The sequence below is a fragment of the Pseudomonas sp. SST3 genome, assembly GCF_003325755.1.
This window is the reverse complement of record NZ_QORI02000009.1, coordinates 132,506-151,916: the sequence shown is the minus strand read 5'-3', so window position 1 is coordinate 151,916 and position 19,411 is coordinate 132,506. Positions and strand designations below refer to the sequence as shown.

The window sequence follows — 19,411 nt, the reverse complement described above, 5'->3', positions numbered from 1 at the left end:
ACCGCTTGCCCGTCGGCTTCATGTCACCGCCCATAGTGGGAAGTCAGTGCCCTGTACTACCGGAAAACAGCTGGATCACCACCACGCCGGCAACGATCAGAGCCATGCCGAGTATGGCCGGCGGGTCGAGCTTCTGCTGATAGATCAGCGCTGCCGCGATGCTCACCAGGACGATACCGAGGCCGGCCCAGACGGCATAGGCGATCCCGACCGGAATGGTTTTGACCACCAGGCTGAGCATCCAGAACGAAATGCTATAGCCGACGACGACCAACAGCAGGGGCAGCGGGCGGCTGAATCCATCCAATGCCTTCATCGAGGTGGTCGCGATCACTTCGGCGGTAATAGCAATAGCAAGGTAGATGTAGCCTGTCATGCGGCCTCCGGTGGCATGCAGGGCGAGCGATTCGCGCTGCGGTTCATTCGGCTGCGCCAGCGCTGGCAAGTTCGGCGCGCTGTCGCTTTTCCTTTCCAGTCGTCGTGGTGGCCGTTTCGCAGAGGCCTTTGCTAAGCTCCGCGCCCATGAATCGTACCCTTTATACCTTGTTGTTCCATCTCGCCTTGCCCGTCGTGATGGTTCGCCTGCTCTGGCGCGCCCGGCGTGCGCCTGCCTATTCGAAGCGCATTGGCGAGCGTTTTGCCGTTGGGCTGCCCGAATTTCAGCCGGGGGGGATTTGGGTCCACGCGGTCTCGGTGGGGGAGAGCATCGCCGCCGCGCCGATGGTCGGTGCGCTCAGGGCGCGCTACCCCCAGTTGCCGATTACCGTGACCTGCATGACCCCGACGGGCTCCGAGCGGATCAGGGCGCTGTTTGGCGATACGGTGCAGCATTGCTACCTGCCTTATGACCTGCCCTGGGCAGTTTCGCGTTTCCTGCAAAGGCTGCAGCCGAAGCTGGCGGTGGTAATGGAAACGGAGTTATGGCCGAACCACATCCATCAATGCGCCCGTCGCGGTATTCCCGTGGCGCTAGCCAATGCGCGGTTGTCAGAACGCTCGGCCCGCGGCTATGCGCGCTTCGCCCGGTTGACCGGCCCGATGCTCGCCGAGCTGAACCTGATCGCTGCACAGACCGAGGCCGAGGCCGCACGTTTCCGCCAGCTCGGTGCGCGCGACGCTGCCGTGCAGGTGACTGGTTCGATCAAGTTCGATCTCAGTATTGATCCGACTTTGTCGAGGCAGGCGGAAGCCCTCCGGCAAGAATGGAGCGCTACCGCCCGTCCTGTTTGGATCGGCGCCAGCACCCATACCGGCGAAGACGAAATTCTGTTGGCCGCCCACCGGCAGTTGCTCGTCGCACATCCCGACGCCTTATTGATCCTGGTGCCACGGCATCCGGAGCGCTTTGGCTCGGTGTTCGAGTTGTGCAGAAAGCAGGGCTTTACCACCGTCCGCCGCTCGCTCGGCGAGCCGCCCCTGGCGGGAACACAGGTGCTGCTTGGCGACACCATGGGCGAGTTGCTGTTTCTCTTTGCGCTGGCGGACGTAGCCTTTGTCGGCGGCAGCCTGGTACCCACTGGCGGCCACAATCTGCTGGAACCCGCTGCCCTCGGCAAGCCGGTGCTGACCGGTCCGCATTTGTTCAACTTCCTAGACATCGCCGCGCAACTGCGAGATGCCGGCGCGCTGAAGGAGGTCGGCAGCGCGCCTGAGCTGGCGGCGGGAATCGAGGTGTTCTGGACAGATCCGGCGAGTACCGAGCAGGCTCGATCCGCGGGATATCGTGTGTTAAAGAACAATCAGGGCGCACTGGGCCGGCTATTGGAGGGATTGGCCCGGCTGCTCAATGGCTGAGTCGCAGCCCGCTTGCTATCGGTGGGCTTTCACTTAATCCATTCTCACGCCGGAAGGGCGAGCAGCGCGCGCCGCAGAGCGGGTTGTTTCGCCCAAGCCAAGTCCTCGGTCAGATCAGACCTCAGGCGAGCGAACCCCGCCGCTGTCCTACTCCACGCGCACGGGTCGACCGAAACTCTCCGACAGATCCGGCGGCAGGAAGTCGCTGTCCGGGTCGTAATCCGATTTCAAATAGCGCTGCAAGTCCTCCAGGTCGCCCGGGTTGAGCGTGCCGGCCGCCTGCTTCAGGCGCAGGCTGTCGAGAATGTAGTCGTAGCGGGCGTTGTTGTAGTCGCGGACTGCGGCGAACAGCCGGCGCTGGGCGTCGAGTACGTCGACAATATTCCGCGTCCCCACCTGATAACCGATGTCAGTGGCCTCCAGCGCGCTCTGGTTGGAGATGATCGATTGCAGGCGTGCCTGCACCTGCTCGACATCCGTATTGACCGCGCGGTGCAGGTTGCGGGTGGATTCGACTACCTGCCGGCGCAGGCTCTCGCGTTGCTGCTCGGTCTGGGTGAGTTGATGAAAAGCTTCGCGGCTCTGTGACGTGGTCAGGCCACCGCTGTACAGCGGAATGTTCAGCTGCAGGCCAATGCTGCTTTGCTCGACGTCGCCGTTGTAACGCGGCAGATCGAACCCCGGAATATCGGTTGAGCCGGTATTGGAGAAGCCCAGGCTGTCGTTGTCGCCCTTGCTGTAACGCGCGACGGCATCGAGCGTCGGTGCATGGCCGGCACGGCGCTGGCGCAGGGTTTCCTCGGCGGCGGTGACTGCTTGGGTGCTGGCCAGCAGATCGAGGTTTTGTTGGGCAGCGGTATTGACCCAGGCGCTGGCGTCGTTCGGGACTGGTGGTAGCACCGGCAGGCTGTGCTCGATGCCTTCGAGCGCCAGGTACTCGCGATTGGTGAGGGTGAACAGTGCCTGGAAGGCATCGTCGACCTGGCGCTGGGCGATCATCCGATTGGCGCGGGCGGTATCGAAGCCAGCCTGGGCTTCGAGCACATCGGTGCGATCGGAAAGGCCTACTTCGAAGCGCTCGTCGGCCTGATCGAGTTGCCGCTTGAATGCGGATTCCTCAGCCTTCGTGGCGGCGAGGTTGTCTTGTGCACGTAGCACCGCGAAGTACGCCTGAGCGGTCAGGCGGATCAGATCCTGCTCGGCGATGGAATACTCAAGCGCCGCCTGCTCGCTGATGGCTTCGGCCGCCTGCAACTGGAACCAGCGCTCGGCGCGAAAGATCGGCTGGCTCAGCGTCGCCTGATAGACGGTACCGGTACGTGACAGCGAGCGGGAACCGGCGTCGGTGTCGAGCTCGGTGCGGGTATTGCTCATCTCCGCACCAGCGGTGAGATTCGGCAGCAGGCCGGCACGCGCCTGAGGTACAACTTCCTGGATAGCCTTGTACTGGGCGCGCGCCGCCGCAAGGTCGGCGTTGTTCTCGACGGCCTGACGATACACGCTCACGAGGTCGGTGCGGCTGGAGAGGGCGGGTGCAGTTTCGGCCCATGCCAGCCCCGAGGAGGCGACGGTCACGGCGAATGCCAGCGTGAGTCTGCGCAGCATGTGCGTCTTTCCCTGAAGCGGAGTGATGGGCAAGGCTATGCGCCGTCACGCGACCGGTCAAGCGGCGTGGCGGTGCCGTCTCGGCGCTTGTCGCGCAGGCTCCGGCAGCTCAGTCAGTCGTAGCAAAAATGACCCGGCGGTCGCGCCATTTGCGGTTCGGCGTGGCTTTCCCCTGAACACTTGATTAGACTCGGTCCCGTTCTTGTCGGGGTGCCTTGAGTGAAAGGCTGAGATCGGATAATCCGGATCCCGTTGAACCTGATCAGGTTAAGGCCTGCGTAGGGAACAAGATGTGCTCGTCAGCCGCTCCGACGAGTACTCTCGGCGCCAGTCCCGGCGCGCCCCGATGCCCTTCACCCGCCGTGTTTTTCAGGTTCGCTCCGACAGCTATCGAGGAGCCAATCTGATGCGTGCAGAACAACAAAACCTGAGTGACTCGGCGAAGGTCGATCAACAATCGATCCAGCCTTTCCCGCGTTCGCAGAAAATCTACGTGCAGGGCTCGCGCCCGGACATTCGCGTGCCGATGCGCGAAATCAGTCTTGACGTGACCCCGACCGACTTCGGTGGCGAAATCAACGCGCCGGTGCTGGTCTACGACACCTCCGGTCCCTACACCGATCCGAGCGTGACCATCGATGTGCGTAAAGGCCTGGCGGATGTACGTTCGGCTTGGATCGACGACCGCGGCGACACCGAACTGCTCGATGGGCTGACCTCTCAGTTCGGTCAGCAGCGGCTGACCGATGCCGAGCTGACCAAGATGCGCTTCGCCCACGTGCGCAACCCGCGCCGCGCCAAGCCAGGCAAGAATGTCAGCCAGATGCACTATGCACGTCAGGGCATCATCACGCCCGAGATGGAATTCGTCGCCATCCGCGAAAACATGAAGCTGCAGGAAGCGCGCGCCGCCGGTCTGCTTACCGAGCAGCACGCTGGGCAGAGCTTCGGCGCCTCGATTCCGAAGGAAATCACCGCCGAATTCGTGCGTGCCGAAGTGGCCCGCGGCCGGGCCATCATCCCTGCTAACATCAACCACACCGAGCTGGAGCCGATGATCATCGGCCGCAATTTCCTGGTGAAGATCAACGGCAATATCGGCAACTCGGCGCTGGGCTCGTCCATCGAGGAAGAAGTCGCCAAGCTGACCTGGGGCATTCGCTGGGGCTCGGACACCGTAATGGACCTGTCCACCGGCAAGCACATCCATGAAACCCGAGAGTGGATCATCCGCAACTCGCCAGTACCGATCGGCACCGTGCCGATCTATCAGGCACTGGAAAAGGTCAATGGCGTGGCCGAAGACCTGACTTGGGAGCTGTTCCGCGACACGCTGATCGAGCAGGCTGAGCAAGGCGTGGACTACTTCACCATCCATGCCGGCGTGCTGCTGCGTTATGTTCCGCTGACCGCCAAGCGCGTCACCGGTATCGTCTCGCGTGGCGGTTCGATCATGGCCAAGTGGTGCCTGGCCCATCACCAGGAGAATTTCCTCTATACCCATTTCGAGGAAATCTGCGAAATCATGAAGGCCTACGACGTCAGCTTCTCGCTGGGCGATGGCCTGCGTCCGGGCTCGATCGCCGATGCCAACGATGCCGCGCAGTTCGGCGAGCTGGAAACCCTCGGCGAGCTGACCAAGATCGCCTGGAAGCACGACGTTCAGTGCATGATCGAAGGCCCTGGCCACGTGCCGATGCAGCTGATCAAAGAGAACATGGACAAGCAGCTGGAATGCTGCGACGAGGCGCCGTTCTACACCCTCGGCCCGCTGACCACCGATATCGCGCCGGGCTACGACCACATCACCAGCGGCATCGGCGCGGCGATGATCGGCTGGTTCGGTTGCGCCATGCTCTGCTACGTCACGCCCAAGGAGCACTTGGGGTTGCCGAACAAGGATGACGTCAAGACCGGGATCATCACCTACAAGATCGCCGCGCATGCCGCCGACCTGGCAAAGGGCCATCCGGGCGCGCAGATTCGCGATAACGCCCTGTCCAAGGCGCGTTTCGAGTTCCGCTGGGAAGATCAGTTCAACCTCGGCCTGGACCCGGATACCGCCCGCAGCTACCACGACGAGACGCTGCCCAAGGACTCGGCCAAGGTGGCACATTTCTGCTCCATGTGCGGGCCGAAATTCTGCTCGATGAAGATCACCCAGGAGGTCCGTGAGTACGCCGCGCAGAACGGGCTGACCGACGAGCAGAAGGCCATCGAAGCGGGCTTCAAGGAGCAATCCTCGCGCTTCAAGGACGAAGGCTCGGTGATCTACAAGCAGGTTTGAAAACGTAAAGAGCGCTGAAAGCCAGAGGCTGGCGAAAAGCCGACTCTGGCACGTCGGTGTGCCGCGACATGCTTGTTGTAGGAGCGAGCTTGCTCGCGAACAGACTTGAGCGTTCCTCGCAATCAGGCTTCGCGAGCAAGCTCGCTCCTACGCGGCAATGATTTTTATCGCTTGTCTGGCTGGGTGAACTACCCGTCGGGCCATTCAACGATTTTTGAGAATTCCATCCGTGAACACGCCCGGCCGTTATTCCCCTAATCAACGCGTCGCCTATAAACACCGTGTGTTCGGCGGGCGCGATATGTTTTCCCTGTGGTTTTCGCTGGGTATCGGTCTGATGGTGCTACAGCTGGGCGCCTTGCTGGCGCCGGGGCTGGGCATGAGCAGCGCCTTGCTGGCGATCGTTTGCGGCACCGCCGTTGGCGTCTTGCTGCTCGGTGCGGTCGCGGTGATCGGCAGCGATACCGGACTGTCGTCTATAGCCAATCTGAAGCGCACCCTCGGCGATCGCGGCGCGGTACTGCCGGCCCTGCTCAATCTGGCGCAGCTGGTGGGTTGGGGCGCGTTCGAAATAATCGTCATGCGCGACGCGGCGAGCCTGCTCGCGGCCCGTGCGTTCGGCGAGCAGAGCTGGCTGATCAGTCCCGCGCTCTGGACGCTGTTCTTCGGGATGCTGGCGACGCTGCTGGCGGTCACGGGCCCGCTGACCTTCGTGCGACGGATTCTACGCAAGTGGGGTATCTGGCTGTTGCTTGGCGCCTGTACCTGGCTGACCTGGAACCTGTTCGACAAAGCCGATCTTGATGTGCTCTGGGCGCGGCGGGGCGACGGTTCTTTGCCTTTCGCGCTGGGCTTCGATATCGCCATTGCGATGCCCTTGTCGTGGTTGCCGCTGATTGCTGACTATTCGCGCTTCGGCAGGTCCGCGGGTCGCGTGTTCGGCGGCACGGTGCTTGGCTTCTTCGTCGGTAACGTCTGGCTGATGGGACTGGGAGTGGCTTATACCCTGGCGTTCGCCGACAGTGGCGAAGTCAACGCATTGCTCCTGGCGCTGGCTGGTGCGGGACTGGGTATTCCGTTGCTACTGATCCTGCTCGACGAATCGGAGAACGCCTTCGCTGACATCCATTCGGCGGCGGTGTCGGTAGGTGTGCTGCTACCCGTTCGGGTCGAACAGCTGGCGCTGGTCATCGGTGCACTCTGCACGCTGATCGCCTGGTTTGCGCCGTTGGCCGAGTACCAGAGCTTCCTGCTGCTGATCGGCTCGGTGTTCGCTCCGTTGTTCGGAGTGGTGCTGGTTGATCACTATCTGCTCCGTCGCCGTGGTCTGCTGCCGGCGCCGCACCAGACCTTGCGCTGGGAGACGCTGCTGGCTTGGGGGTGCGGTGCGGTTACCTACCACGTGCTGGCGCGCGTCTGGCCGGAGATCGGCGCCAGCCTGCCGGCACTGTTTCTGTCTGGTGGCCTGCTGCTGTTGCTGAGCCGCTTTGGTCGCGCTACGGCAGGTACGCCGGTTTCACAATAGCTTCGAGCGCTTCGTAGGGGATCTCCAGCTCTGGATGGCCGCTCGAATAGGGCGCGATGCTGTAGACGTCATATTTGAGCAGCACTTTGTCGCGTAGCAGCGCGATATTGGAGGTCCGCTGGAAGGGCCACTGCCGAGCGAATTCGGCGTCATGCTGGTTGGCCAACAGCCAGCGCTGATGCGCCTGTGCGGCGGCGCGCCAGAAGGCGCCTTCCTTGCCCGGGACGAGGATGTCGGCGAGCCCCAGCTCGCGGTCCTGTTCACGGTCATAGTTGATGAAGCCGCGACCCGGCATGCCGTGGGCGCCGCCGGTATAGAGATAACTCGACAACTCGATGACCAGCAGCGAATCATGTTGCTCGCGCAGCTTGGCCTGTAGGTAGCTGCTCCAGCCCCGCTCGGCGTCGCGCAGAAAGTCGCGCTGGTAGCCCTCCAGCGTCGCCGGCAACTCGGCGTCAGGGTTGTTCACGGTCATCTTGCGCAACCGCTCGTCGATCAGGGCGTTCAGCGCAGGCTCATCGACGAACAGATGGGTATCGATGTTGACCAGCGGGCAGTTGTCGTCCTGCTCGGAGCAACCGGCAGGGCGCTGCTCGCTGATGGCCTGCCGAACCTCGACAGGTGATTCGCTGCGAAAGTGCTGGCAGGCGCTGAGTAGCAGGCTGAGCGCGATCAGTGGGAGGGCTTGGCGAAAGGGCATCAATGATTTCATGGCTCTTGTGGTGACTGCGGTGCGGTTTCGAGTGCCTTCGGTGAGCGAAGTTCGTAAGCGGGCGCCCGGTAATTTTTACCGATGCGAGTGGTCTGCAAAGGGCTGCGCCTGAATAAACGGCGCGCTAGGATGACACCTGAGAGACCGCTCACGCCGTGACGGTTGCAGCCTTTCCCCGCCAGGCTGGCGCGGACAAACCGATATGTGAGTGATACATGACTGATACATTCAAATCCGGCCCGGATGATGTCGAGATCATTGAGCGAGAGCAATGCTTCAGCGGCTTCTATCGCCTGGATCGCCTGCAGCTGCGGCATCGCCTGTTCAGCGGCGGCATGGGTCGGCAGTTGGAGCGCGAGCTGTTCGTTCGTCACGATGCGGTCTGCGTGTTGCCCTACGACCCTCGCCGCGATGAGGTCGTGCTGATTGAACAGTTCCGGGTCGGTGCGATAGGCAAGGTCGATAATCCTTGGCTGATCGAGCTGGTGGCGGGTCTGATCGACAAGAACGAGCAGCCCGAGGAAGTAGCACGTCGCGAAGCGATCGAGGAAGCCGGGCTGGAAGTGGCCGAGCTGTGGCCGGTGACCACCTACTTCCCATCGCCGGGTGGCAGCACTGAGCGCGTGCACCTTTATGTCGGGCATTGCGACAGCTCCAATGCGGGCGGCGTGTTTGGCCTGGATGAAGAGGGTGAGGATATCCGTGTACATGTCTGGTCGGTGCAGCGGGCGTTGCAGGCCGTGCGCGATGGCGGCATCGACAACGCCGCAAGCATCATCGCGCTGCAGTGGCTGGCTTTGAATCGCGACGAGATCAGGGGGGCATGGACATGAGGCAGACGCGCGAACGGTACCGCGTCGACCTGCTGGAACTGCAGGCGGCGTGCGAAGCGAATTACATGCGGCTGATGCGTCTGCTGCCCGACATGCGTAGCCAGCCCGATACACGCCGGATTGCGATGAGCCAGGGTGACCGGCTGTTGGGCGTGCTCGTACTGAAAGTCGTGGAGAGCTGCCCCTATACCACCACCGTGCAGATCAGTCAGCAGGACTGCCTGCCTTGGCTGCCAGTGCCGCAGATGGATGTGCGGGTCTATCACGATGCACGTATGGCTGAAGTGATCAGTGCCGAGCATGCCCGGCGTTTCCGCGGCATCTATAGCTATCCCAACGCGCAGATGCACCAGCCTGACGAGAAAAATCAGCTCAACCTGTTCCTCGGCGAATGGCTCGGTCATTGTCTGGCCTGTGGTCATGAGCTCGAGCCGGTGCTTTGATTGCGGCGCTTCAGCTGAAAGCCACAAGCTACATCTGGACGCAGAAAAAGCAGAAGCACGAATATTTGACAACCGTTCGTCGCCAGCCCGGTACTGAAGCGCGTGCAGCCCGATCTGTGATGCATGCCCGCATCGCGTGGTTTACCCCTGCATCTCCGAGCCACCATAATTCCTCCGCAATTTCGCCAAAGGAGACGGGTCTTGGCTGCTGCGCCCCCCACTGCTGAAAAGGATTCGGTACTGCTCGTGCAGCTCACCGACAGCCATCTGTTTGCCGAGACGGGTGGCAAGCTGCTGGGCATGGATACGGCTGAAAGCCTGCAGCGGGTAGTCGATCTGATCCTTGACGAGCAACCTCGCGTGGACCTGATGTTGGCCACCGGGGATTTGTCTCAGGACGGCTCGGTCGCTTCTTATGAACGGTTCAGACAGCTCTCCGAGCGCATCGAAGCGCCCGTGCGCTGGTGCCCCGGTAATCACGACGAACTGGATGCAATGCGGCAGGCGGCTGGTGAGAGCCAGTTGATGGCTCCCGTTCTCGAAATCGGCACCTGGCGCGTGGTGATGCTGGATACGCTGGTTCCCGGCTCGGTCTTCGGCATGCTTCGTGACGATCAGTTGGAGCTATTGGAGAAAACCCTGTTACAGGCTCCGGAACGGCCCCATCTGGTCTGTCTGCATCATCATCCGGTCATGATCGGCAGTCGCTGGATGGACAGTATCGGGCTGCATAATCGCGAAGCGCTGTTCGAGGTCCTCGATCGCTTCAGCTGCGTTAAAGCGTTGGTCTGGGGACACATTCATCAGGAGTTCGACGACTGGCGCAGCGGTGTTCGATTGTTGGCCACTCCGTCGACCGGCGTGCAGTTCACGCCTGGCAGCGAGGATTTTCAGGTTGATACACGTGCGCCGGGCTACCGCTGGCTGCGCCTGTATGCCGACGGAGCACTTGAGACCGGTGTCTCGCGAGTGGTTGGCATCGATTTCGAGGTCGACTACAGCGTCAAAGGGTATTGATAGCTCCACGCCCAGCCCGAAGCAAAAGAACATTGGTGCTGGCCAGCCACACACTGGCCAGCTTCCAGCTTCCAGCTTCCAGCTTCCAGCTTCCAGCTTGCAGCACGCGCGCCTCGCCTAGTAGCCTTTCCTGTCTTTTGTCAGCTCAGCGAACCCGCATGATCAGCACGCAGCCCGCCATTCTTTACATGCACGGCCTCAACAGCTCTCCGCTTTCGCACAAGGCCAGCCAGCTGACCGCAGCGCTCGAGCGTATCGGCATGGGCGCGAGGCTTCGAGTGCCGGCATTGCATCATCATCCGCGGCAGGCCATCGCCCAGCTGGAAGCGGCAATCGCCGAGCTGGGGCGTCCCGTGCTGGTCGGCAGCTCGCTCGGCGGATACTATGCAACGCACCTCGCCGAACACCATGGCCTCAAGGCTTTGCTGATCAATCCGGCCGTGGCGCCGCATCGTCGCTTTGACGGTTATCTCGGGCCGCAGACCAATCTCTATTCGGGTGAGGTCTGGGATCTGACCGAGGATCACGTCGTCGCCCTGTCCGAACTGGAAGCCCCATCACCTCAGGATGCCGAGCGCTACCAGGTCTGGCTGCAAACCGGTGACGAGACGCTGGACTACCGCCACGCGGCAGATTTCTACAAGGGCTGCGCCGTGCGCATTCAAGCCGGCGGCGATCATGGCTTCCAGAGTTTCGCCGAGCGGCTTCCTGCGTTGCTGGCCTTTGCCGGCTTCGACCCGGCCATCTTTGCTGAACTCGATTTTTCCGATTTATAAGGACATCACGAGACGCACATGTCTTATACCGCCGAAGCCATTGAAGTCCTGTCGGGCCTGGACCCTGTCCGCAAGCGTCCGGGCATGTACACCGACACCTCTCGACCCAATCACCTCGCTCAGGAAGTCATCGACAACAGCGTCGACGAGGCCTTGGCGGGCCATGCCAGCTCGGTGCAGGTGATCCTGCATCAGGACAACTCGCTGCAGGTAATCGACGATGGCCGCGGCATGCCGGTGGATATCCATCCGGAAGAGGGCGTGTCGGGTGTCGAACTGATCCTTACCAAACTGCATGCCGGCGGCAAGTTTTCAAACAAGAACTATCAGTTTTCCGGCGGCCTGCACGGGGTGGGCATCTCGGTAGTCAACGCGCTGTCGACGCGGGTCGAGGTGACGGTCAAGCGTGACGGCAACGAATACCGCATGGCCTTTACCGATGGCTTTAAAGCCAGCGAACTGGACATCATCGGCACGGTTGGCAAGCGCAACACCGGTACCAGCGTGCATTTCTGGGCTGACCCCAAATATTTCGATTCGCCAAAGTTTTCCATCAGTCGGCTCAAGCACGTGCTCAAAGCCAAGGCAGTGCTATGCCCAGGGCTGAACGTCAGCTTCGAAGACAAGAACACTGGTGAAAAAGTCGAATGGCATTACGGGGATGGCCTGCGTTCGTATCTGGTCGACGCGGTCAGCGAGTTCGCCCGCCTGCCTGACGAACCCTTCTGCGGCAGTCTGGCCGGCAGCAAGGAGGCCGTCGACTGGGCGCTGTTGTGGTTGCCTGAAGGCGGTGACAGTGTTCAGGAAAGCTACGTCAATCTGATCCCGACGGCGCAGGGCGGCACCCACGTCAACGGTCTGCGTCAGGGCCTGCTGGATGCCATTCGCGAGTTCTGTGAATTCCGCAATCTGCTGCCACGCGGCGTCAAGCTGGCGCCTGAGGACGTCTGGGAGCGGATTGCCTTCGTGCTTTCGACGAAGATGCAGGAGCCGCAGTTTTCCGGTCAGACAAAAGAACGTCTGTCCTCCCGCGAGGCTGCGGCGTTCGTCTCCGGCGTGGTCAAGGATGCGTTCAGCCTCTGGCTCAACGCGCATCCTGAACTGGGGATGCAACTCGCCGAACTGGCCATCAGCAATGCCGGTCGGCGACTCAAGGCAAGCAAGAAGGTCGAGCGCAAGCGCATCACCCAAGGTCCGGCGTTGCCCGGTAAGCTCGCGGATTGCGCCGGGCAGGATCCGGCGCGCTCCGAACTTTTCCTGGTCGAGGGCGATTCCGCCGGCGGCTCTGCCAAGCAAGCGCGGGACAAGGAGTTCCAGGCGATCATGCCCTTGCGTGGCAAGATCCTGAACACCTGGGAAGTCGACGGCGGGGAAGTGCTGGCCAGCCAGGAAGTGCACGACATTGCGGTGGCCATCGGTGTCGATCCCGGTGCGGCGGACCTGGCTCAGCTGCGCTACGGCAAGATTTGCATTCTCGCCGACGCCGACTCGGATGGCCTGCACATCGCCACGCTGCTTTGCGCGTTGTTCGTTCGCCACTTCCGCCCGCTGGTGGATGCCGGCCATGTCTATGTGGCGATGCCGCCGCTGTACCGCATCGATCTAGGCAAGGAAATCTTCTATGCGTTGGACGAGCCGGAGCGCGACGGCATCCTCGACCGCCTGGTGGCCGAGAAGCGCCGCGGCAAGCCGCAGGTCACCCGATTCAAGGGGCTCGGGGAGATGAATCCGCCACAGTTGCGTGAAACCACCATGGATCCGAATACCCGTCGGCTGGTGCAGCTGACGCTTGATGATTTCGATGGCACGCGCGAGATCATGGACATGCTGCTGGCCAAGAAGCGCTCAGGTGATCGCAAGAGCTGGTTGGAATCCAAGGGCAATCTCGCCGAGGTGCTGATTTGAAAGGTCGTTGGATTGCGCTCTTGTTTGCGCTGGCGGCGCCGGCTTGGGCGGCCGAGGGCGCGGCGGAGCTTGCGCTGGTCAGCGAGCACCCTGTCGAAGGCATTGCTCAGGGCAATCTGTCCGGACTGGCGTGGTGCGGCGATGCCCTTTGGGCTGTCTCGGATCGGGAAGATAACGTTCTATACCGACTCGATGCCAGCGACACCGTCTGGAAGGCCGAAGCCGAGCGTTTCGAGTTACCGCCTGTGCCGAATACCGGTTTGTCATGGGGGGTGCGGGTACGTACGGTGGTTTTCGGCATGCTGCGTGGCGGCGAAATGGATTTCGAGGGCTTGAGCTGTGACAGTCTGGGCAACCGCTATCTGGTCAGCGAGGCGCACGCGGCGGTGCTGAGAGTCAGCCCGGCGGGCACCGCCGAGTGGTTGAATCTGCCTGACGGACTGATTCGTCAGCGCGCGCGAGCGGAATGCTGCTTGAATTCAACGCGATGTTCGAGGGCATCACTGTCGATCCGAAAGCCAATCGTCTGTGGCTCGCGGCCGAACATAGTCGCCGAGGCCTGATGGTGATGCATCGCAAGCAGAGCGCCTGGCAATGTATCGGCGGCTGCGTATTGCTGGCCGAAGGAGGGCGCGAAACGCCCCCGGCAGCAATGGGCGAGTCCGATCAGCCGAGGAGATTCTCCGGGTTGGCATTCCACATGAACAAACTATTCACCTTGGAGCCTGTTTCCCACCGGATCTGCCGACGCAAGCCGTCGATGGGCGACAGTGAAGCGTGCTGGTCCTACGCGGCCACGGCACTGGCCGACCTGCGTCGCTATGATTCGCCGTTCGGTAATGCCGAGGCGCTCTGGGTCGATGCGGAGGGCGCCTGGATCGGCATCGACAACAACGGACTCACGCGTGCCGATGGCGAAAAACGTCCCGTCGTCTGGCGCTTCGCCGCGCCAAAGGGCGGCTGGGGTGCCAAGCAGTGACCCAGCCTGCCGGCCGCCGTGCCGGCCGCGTCATGCTGGTGCTGGCGTGGGGCGCAGGGCTGCTGCTGGCCACTCGTTTTTTTGGCGATTGGGAGCAGAGCCGTTTCAATCCCAATCGTGAACCCGTTTCAGTGGTGCGCGGCGACCAGATCGAGGTACGGCTGGAAAGCAACATTCAGGGCCACTTCGTCGCTGACGGGCTGATCAACGGCGAACCGGTCACCTTTCTATTGGATACCGGTGCTACGGACGTGGCGATACCTGCCGAGCAGGCGGAGCGCCTCGGTCTACCCCGTGGCGCCCCCGTGGCGCTGCAGACCGCCAACGGTCAGACCACCGGTTATCGTACGATGCTCGATAGCCTCACCTTGGGGGACATCGTGCTGCACGATGTGCGTGCTCTCATCGCGCCAGGCTTTGGCGGCGAACAGGTGCTGCTCGGCATGAGCGCCCTGAAACAACTCGAATTCACTCAGCGCGCGGGCACTCTGGTGCTGCGCCAACACGCCACGGATCGACCATGAGCGAAACTATCGACCTAAGCCTGGACGGCGTGGAGCGTCGCTCCCTCGCCGAGTTTACCGAGCAGGCTTACCTCAACTACTCGATGTACGTGATCATGGATCGCGCACTGCCGCATATCGGCGACGGGCTCAAGCCCGTGCAGCGGCGCATCATCTATGCGATGAGCGAACTGGGGCTGAACGCCGATTCGAAGCACAAGAAGTCGGCGCGGACGGTGGGTGATGTGCTCGGCAAGTTCCACCCTCACGGTGATTCGGCCTGTTATGAAGCCATGGTGCTGATGGCTCAGCCGTTCAGCTATCGCTACACCCTGGTCGACGGCCAGGGGAACTGGGGGGCGCCGGACGATCCGAAATCCTTCGCCGCGATGCGCTACACCGAAGCACGCCTGTCGCGCTATTCGGAAGTGCTGCTGACGGAGCTGGGGCAGGGCACCGTGGACTGGGTGCCGAACTTCGACGGCACGCTCAACGAGCCGGCGACTTTGCCGGCGCGCCTGCCCAACCTGCTGCTCAACGGCACGACTGGTATTGCCGTGGGCATGGCCACCGACGTGCCGCCGCATAACCTGCGCGAAGTCGCCGCCGCCTGTGTGCGCCTGCTCGACGAGCCGGGGACGTCGGTGGAACAGCTCTGCGAGCATGTTCAGGGTCCTGATTATCCGACCGAAGCGGAGATCGTCACGCCACGCGCCGACCTGCTGAAAATCTACGAGACCGGCCGCGGCTCGGTACGCATGCGCGCTGTGTACCGCGTCGAAGATGGCGATATCGTGGTCACTTCGTTGCCGCATCAGGTGTCTGGCTCCAAAGTGCTGGAGCAGATCGCCGCGCAGATGCAGGCCAAGAAGCTGCCGATGGTCGCTGATCTGCGCGATGAGTCGGATCACGAGAACCCCTGTCGAATCGTCATCATCCCGCGCTCCAACCGGGTCGATGCCGACGAATTGATGCAACACCTGTTCGCCACCACGGAGCTGGAATCCAGCTACCGGGTCAATACCAACGTTATTGGCCTCGATGGCCGGCCGCAGGTGAAGAACCTCAAGGTACTGCTGAGCGAATGGCTCACCTACCGCATCGGTACCGTGCGCCGCCGTCTGCAGTTCCGTCTGGACAAGGTCGAGAAGCGCCTGCACCTGTTGGAAGGCTTGTTGGTGGCCTTCCTCAACCTCGACGAGGTGATCCACATCATCCGCACCGAGGACCAGCCCAAGCCGGTGCTGATGGCGCGTTTCGAACTGTCCGAATTGCAGGCTGACTACATTCTCGACACGCGCCTGCGTCAGCTGGCGCGGCTTGAGGAGATGAAGATTCGCGGCGAGCAGGACGAACTGGCCAAGGAGCGCGAGAAACTATTGGCGCTGCTCGGCAGCGAGGCCAAGCTGAAGAAGCTGGTGCGCAAGGAGCTGATCGCCGACGCTGAAACCTATGGTGATGACCGGCGTTCGCCCATCGTCGCGCGGGCCGAGGCCCGGGCGCTCTCGGAAAATGAACTGCTGCCTTCCGAGCCGGTCACCGTGGTGATTTCTGAAAAGGGCTGGGCGCGTTGCGCCAAGGGCCACGACATCGACGCGACCGGGCTCTCGTACAAGGCCGGTGATGGCTTCAGAGGCGCCGCCGCGGGTCGTTCCAACCAATACGCCGTGTTCATCGATTCGAGCGGCCGCAGCTATTCGCTGGCGGCGCATTCGCTACCTTCGGCGCGCGGGCAGGGTGAGCCGTTGACCGGGCGGCTGACGCCGCCACCCGGCGCCAGTTTCGAATGCGTGCTGCTGCCTGATGACGATGCGCTGTATGTGATCGCATCCGATGCCGGCTACGGCTTCGTGGTCAAGGGTGAGGATCTTCAGGCCAAGAACAAGGCCGGCAAGGCGCTGCTGTCGCTGCCGGCTGGCGCGCGCGTGGTGGCGCCGCGACCGTTGAAGAATCGCGACCAGGATTGGCTGGCCGCGGTCACGACGGAGGGCCGCCTGCTGGTATTCCCGATCCGCGACCTGCCGCAACTGGGCAAAGGCAAGGGCAACAAGATCATCGGCATCCCCGGCGATCGCGTAGCTAGCCGCGAAGAGTATCTGACGGACCTCGCCGTGCTGCCCGAGGGGGCGACTCTGGTCTTGCAGGCCGGTAAGCGCACGCTGTCGCTCAGGGCCGATGATCTGGAACATTACAAGGGCGAGCGTGGCCGGCGTGGAAACAAGCTGCCACGCGGTTTCCAGCGTGTGGATGCGCTGCTGGTCGAGGTTGCGAGCTGAGTCAGGAGGTCACTATAGGCTGGCTTCCGACGGCGGTTTCACGGAAGATAGCAACCTTCATTTTTCAACCGATTCGCCGAAGCGGCTGAACATCAGCCGTTTCGGGACTGACAATCGGCACGGGACCGCGGGTGATCGACAGCAGCACGGCGGACAGACGCCTGCTGAGTTAAAACGTCGCCAGGGTCCGGTGCAAGGGTAGAGACGAACGTGCAGCGCCTCACAACTGCTTTACTGCTAGCCTGCGCCAGCCTCGCTGGTTGCGTTACCCAGCCAGTGCCGATGTACCAGCTCGACAACGGTGCCGTCGAGATGCCTGTGCCAGCGGACGATGGCGCGGCGATACTGCTCGGGCCTGTGGTCCTGGCTGACTATCTACGGAATGACGCCTTGCTGCAACGTCTGTCGGATGGCGGTCTGGCCCCTGACGTGCAACAGGCGCGCTGGGCCGGTGACCTGCAAGGCAACGTGAACCAGCTGTTGCTGCGTCAACTGGCCTGGCGGCTGAAAACGCAGAGCCTTGAACTCAGTCCAGGCAGCAAGGGTTTCAATCCTGACGTGCGGGTTGAGCTCGAAATCACCCGGCTGGATTCTGGTCCGCAGCACCCCGCGGTGCTTGAGGCCCACTGGCGCTTGCTGGACAAGCAAGGAAAGCGTCAAAGCAGTCGTCTGGTTCGGTTGCAAGAACAGCACCAGGGCAGCACCGGCGACCAGGTGCGCGCGCAAAGTGAGCTGTTGCACCGATTGAGTGAAATGATAGCCACCGCCATCGAGCCAGTGGCAGTCGCAGCCAGGGCGCCGCGCAAGCGCAACAGCGTGAAGACGCCAAGCAAATCCGAGCCGGTACCCCCGGCTATTCCCGCCGCCGAGCCGATCAGAACCGATCTGGAAGTGTTTCGCTTCTGACAGGCTATTCCTGGCGGTAGGTTGTTTGGTCAGCGGCTGCGCTTCAAGCGCGGGCTGGTCTCATCCGTTCCCCCTTGATGCGACCATGCAGATGCCAGCCACACCAGGAGCGGCACCGCACAAACCTCCAGGCCTGTCATCGAAGTGGACTGGTTCCGGCTTCAGCTTCGGCTACGAAGCTCGTGCATGCGTGCGAGCTGGCGCTCGAGCAGGGACGGATAAGGTTCAAGCAGACGCTCGACGCAGCAGGCGCCCTCCGGGCTGGCGATGGGGCGGATGCGCGCCCGTTGCCGAATCAGGCTGTCTTCGCCAATACCACGCTCGACAAGCAGCAGGTTGCGGCTGTGCTGGGACATGGCCAGTGCGGCTTGTGCCGGCTCACTCAGCAGAAGATCGCCCTGGCTGAGGTCGTAGAGCCGTTCGCCCTGGGTCAGGCCTAGCTGTAGCTGTAGTGTAATGCCGCTATCGGCTACTTCGATCTGCAGGGCGTGCCCGAGTGCGCGCATCAGCTCGCCACAGCAAATCGCATGGGTCAGGTAGTTCTGCTCATCATCCTGGCTGTGGAACAGCATCAGGCTGCTGCCATCATTGAGGGTGTGCAGTTCTGCCTGATACAGGGTTGCGGCCTGCTGCAGGCAATCGCGGTAGCGTTGCAGCAGCTCTGTAAGCCGCGCGCGCGGCAGGCGTCGGAGTTGCTCCTGAGCACCGAGCTGAATCGCCAGCACCCCGCTTTTGCCCGTCATGACTGACGGTTTGGGTGCGACCATTACCGGAGCTGCCACTGGCTGCGTTTGGACTTCTTCAAATGGCGGATCGTCATCGAACGGGTCGAAGTCGTCTGAGCGGATCTCTGCATCGGTGAGGTGATCAGCCGTACCCGCGTCTTGATCTTCATCGAGGTGATCATCAGGCCCGACCCCGGAGTGCTGGTAGCCGGTGACCGGTGCTGGCGCAGGTACCTCGAAGTGTGCCGAGTAGAGGTCCTGCATACTGTCGTCCAGCTCGATCTCCGGCTCGGGCTCTTCGGGTACCAGGCGTGCCTGAAGCTGCCGCGCCAGATCACCAATCTCGTCCTGCCGACCTGCGCCGGGTGCCGGATCGTCCGGGTCGCGCAGCCATAGGCGCAGCTGCATCAGGGGAAGCGAGAGTTGCCGGCCCAGGCGCATGCTGAGGGTAAGGGTGAGCGCAAGCAGGATAAGGCTGAGCAGCCCCATACTTTGCAGGCTGATGGTCATTGGTTGCTGGAATTGGCGCATGTCGAGGCTGATGCGCAGGTGGCCGGCGATCACCTCCTGAAAACTGATAGGCGTGGAGTAGAGGCCCTCCTCGTCGCCCAGCATATTTCGCTGCGGACGTGAACCTGACTCAGCCAACACGCGATTGTCGACGCTGTAAATCGCTGCGTGCGCCACCAGCGGGTTCTTCACCAGATTGCTCAGCAGAACATTGAGACTGAGAATGTCATTGGCCACCAGCAGATCGGTCGCCGATGCGGCGGTCTGCGTCATCAGGCTCTGGCCCAGGGCATCGGCCTGCTGCTCCATAGCGTGTTTGAACTGCATGCCCATCACCCAGGCATAGATAATCAGTGCCAGAGCGACCAGCAACAGCGTGTGACTGGCCACCCGCAGCACCAGCGGAACGCGGTGCTGACGCAGCGCACGGTAGATCAGCAGGAAGAAATTGTCTGGCTTGACGGATGCGGGCCGGTTCACAGAGCGCGGCTCTACTCTTAGGGAAGTGCCGCGCAGTATACGGAAAGCGCACTGGGGGCTGAAGGTCTGCCGGTCAAAGCTGACGAATTGCAGATAACGGTGTGGTTCCGCCGTGTCTGTCCCGTCCTGTCATGA

At 62.2% G+C, this 19,411-nt stretch carries 15 protein-coding genes, 1 pseudogene and 1 riboswitch; of the genes and pseudogenes, 12 read left to right on the top strand and 4 right to left on the bottom strand.

Annotated features, from left to right (window positions below; all coding sequences use genetic code 11):
- Positions 1–43 precede the first annotated feature (43 nt).
- Positions 44–376: a DMT family transporter gene (locus tag DQ405_RS11540; RefSeq protein ID WP_168424354.1), complete on the bottom strand. Its 333-nt coding sequence runs from the start codon at positions 374–376 to the stop codon at positions 44–46.
- A gap of 146 nt (positions 377–522) precedes the next feature.
- Between DQ405_RS11540 and waaA the strand changes: the two genes are divergently transcribed.
- Positions 523–1,794 carry a lipid IV(A) 3-deoxy-D-manno-octulosonic acid transferase gene (gene waaA / locus DQ405_RS11535; RefSeq protein ID WP_168424353.1) on the top strand — a complete coding sequence of 424 codons (1,272 nt, stop codon included), beginning with the start codon at positions 523–525 and terminating at the stop codon, positions 1,792–1,794.
- Positions 1,795–1,941: 147 nt separating this feature from the next.
- On the opposite strand, the gene DQ405_RS11530 is transcribed toward waaA, so the two are convergent.
- The gene (locus DQ405_RS11530; protein ID WP_168424352.1) at positions 1,942–3,399 is read right to left on the bottom strand and encodes a TolC family outer membrane protein; all 1,458 of its coding nucleotides are present in this window, start codon (positions 3,397–3,399) and stop codon (positions 1,942–1,944) included.
- Between the two features lie 196 nt (positions 3,400–3,595).
- Positions 3,596–3,701, top strand: a riboswitch (TPP riboswitch).
- Positions 3,702–3,805: 104 nt separating this feature from the next.
- Here DQ405_RS11530 and thiC point away from each other — a divergent pair.
- Positions 3,806–5,686: a phosphomethylpyrimidine synthase ThiC gene (gene thiC, locus DQ405_RS11525; RefSeq protein WP_446730877.1), complete on the top strand. Its 1,881-nt coding sequence runs from the start codon at positions 3,806–3,808 to the stop codon at positions 5,684–5,686.
- Between the two features lie 229 nt (positions 5,687–5,915).
- Entirely contained in the window at positions 5,916–7,211 is a 1,296-nt protein-coding gene (gene cytX / locus DQ405_RS11520; protein WP_168424351.1) for a putative hydroxymethylpyrimidine transporter CytX, read from the top strand.
- Here cytX and DQ405_RS11515 read toward each other — a convergent pair.
- Positions 7,183–7,911 (bottom strand): DUF3298 and DUF4163 domain-containing protein, encoded by a 729-nt coding sequence (locus DQ405_RS11515; RefSeq protein WP_168424350.1) that lies wholly within the window; start codon positions 7,909–7,911, stop codon positions 7,183–7,185. The genes cytX and DQ405_RS11515 overlap by 29 nt on opposite strands.
- A 227-nt stretch (positions 7,912–8,138) precedes the next feature.
- Here DQ405_RS11515 and nudF point away from each other — a divergent pair, with 227 nt between their 5' ends.
- The 9 genes and pseudogenes from nudF (at position 8,139) to DQ405_RS11470 (ending at position 17,561) form a co-directional block, all read left to right on the top strand.
- Entirely contained in the window at positions 8,139–8,756 is a 618-nt protein-coding gene (gene nudF, locus DQ405_RS11510) for an ADP-ribose diphosphatase (protein WP_168424349.1), read from the top strand.
- Positions 8,753–9,199 (top strand): DUF1249 domain-containing protein, encoded by a 447-nt coding sequence (locus DQ405_RS11505; RefSeq protein ID WP_168424348.1) that lies wholly within the window; start codon positions 8,753–8,755, stop codon positions 9,197–9,199. Before nudF ends, DQ405_RS11505 begins: the two co-directional genes overlap by 4 nt.
- Positions 9,200–9,400: 201 nt before the next feature.
- Positions 9,401–10,216, top strand: a complete 816-nt coding sequence (gene cpdA, locus DQ405_RS11500; RefSeq protein WP_168424347.1) for a 3',5'-cyclic-AMP phosphodiesterase — start codon at positions 9,401–9,403, stop codon at positions 10,214–10,216.
- 158 nt (positions 10,217–10,374) lie between these two features.
- Positions 10,375–10,992, top strand: coding sequence for a YqiA/YcfP family alpha/beta fold hydrolase (locus DQ405_RS11495; protein WP_168424346.1), 618 nt, complete (start codon positions 10,375–10,377; stop codon positions 10,990–10,992).
- 18 nt (positions 10,993–11,010) lie between these two features.
- Positions 11,011–12,897: a DNA topoisomerase IV subunit B gene (gene parE, locus DQ405_RS11490; RefSeq protein WP_168424345.1), complete on the top strand. Its 1,887-nt coding sequence runs from the start codon at positions 11,011–11,013 to the stop codon at positions 12,895–12,897.
- Positions 12,894–13,876 (top strand): annotated as a pseudogene (locus tag DQ405_RS11485) (esterase-like activity of phytase family protein). Before parE ends, DQ405_RS11485 begins: the two are co-directional and overlap by 4 nt.
- Positions 13,873–14,400: a TIGR02281 family clan AA aspartic protease gene (locus DQ405_RS11480; RefSeq protein ID WP_168424344.1), complete on the top strand. Its 528-nt coding sequence runs from the start codon at positions 13,873–13,875 to the stop codon at positions 14,398–14,400. Before DQ405_RS11485 ends, DQ405_RS11480 begins: the two are co-directional and overlap by 4 nt.
- Complete coding sequence (parC, locus tag DQ405_RS11475; RefSeq protein ID WP_168424343.1) at positions 14,397–16,655, top strand: DNA topoisomerase IV subunit A; 2,259 nt, start codon at positions 14,397–14,399, stop codon at positions 16,653–16,655. The genes DQ405_RS11480 and parC overlap by 4 nt, the downstream gene beginning before the upstream one ends.
- A gap of 210 nt (positions 16,656–16,865) precedes the next feature.
- Complete coding sequence (locus tag DQ405_RS11470; RefSeq protein ID WP_342030410.1) at positions 16,866–17,561, top strand: PqiC family protein; 696 nt, start codon at positions 16,866–16,868, stop codon at positions 17,559–17,561.
- 161 nt (positions 17,562–17,722) lie between these two features.
- On the opposite strand, the gene DQ405_RS11465 is transcribed toward DQ405_RS11470, so the two are convergent.
- On the bottom strand, positions 17,723–19,276 hold the full coding sequence (locus tag DQ405_RS11465; protein WP_168424342.1) for an AhpA/YtjB family protein: 1,554 nt from the start codon (positions 19,274–19,276) through the stop codon (positions 17,723–17,725).
- Positions 19,277–19,411: the final 135 nt, after the last annotated feature.

Coding starts and splice junctions, on each gene's coding strand:
- DQ405_RS11540 (WP_168424354.1), bottom strand. CDS start 376: ATGACAGGCTACATCTACCTTGCTATTGCTATTACCGCCGAAGTGATC.
- DQ405_RS11515 (WP_168424350.1), bottom strand. CDS start 7,911: ATGCCCTTTCGCCAAGCCCTCCCACTGATCGCGCTCAGCCTGCTACTC.
- thiC (WP_446730877.1), top strand. CDS start 3,806: ATGCGTGCAGAACAACAAAACCTGAGTGACTCGGCGAAGGTCGATCAA.
- DQ405_RS11530 (WP_168424352.1), bottom strand. CDS start 3,399: ATGCTGCGCAGACTCACGCTGGCATTCGCCGTGACCGTCGCCTCCTCG.
- parE (WP_168424345.1), top strand. CDS start 11,011: ATGTCTTATACCGCCGAAGCCATTGAAGTCCTGTCGGGCCTGGACCCT.
- DQ405_RS11495 (WP_168424346.1), top strand. CDS start 10,375: ATGATCAGCACGCAGCCCGCCATTCTTTACATGCACGGCCTCAACAGC.
- nudF (WP_168424349.1), top strand. CDS start 8,139: ATGACTGATACATTCAAATCCGGCCCGGATGATGTCGAGATCATTGAG.
- DQ405_RS11505 (WP_168424348.1), top strand. CDS start 8,753: ATGAGGCAGACGCGCGAACGGTACCGCGTCGACCTGCTGGAACTGCAG.
- waaA (WP_168424353.1), top strand. CDS start 523: ATGAATCGTACCCTTTATACCTTGTTGTTCCATCTCGCCTTGCCCGTC.
- parC (WP_168424343.1), top strand. CDS start 14,397: ATGAGCGAAACTATCGACCTAAGCCTGGACGGCGTGGAGCGTCGCTCC.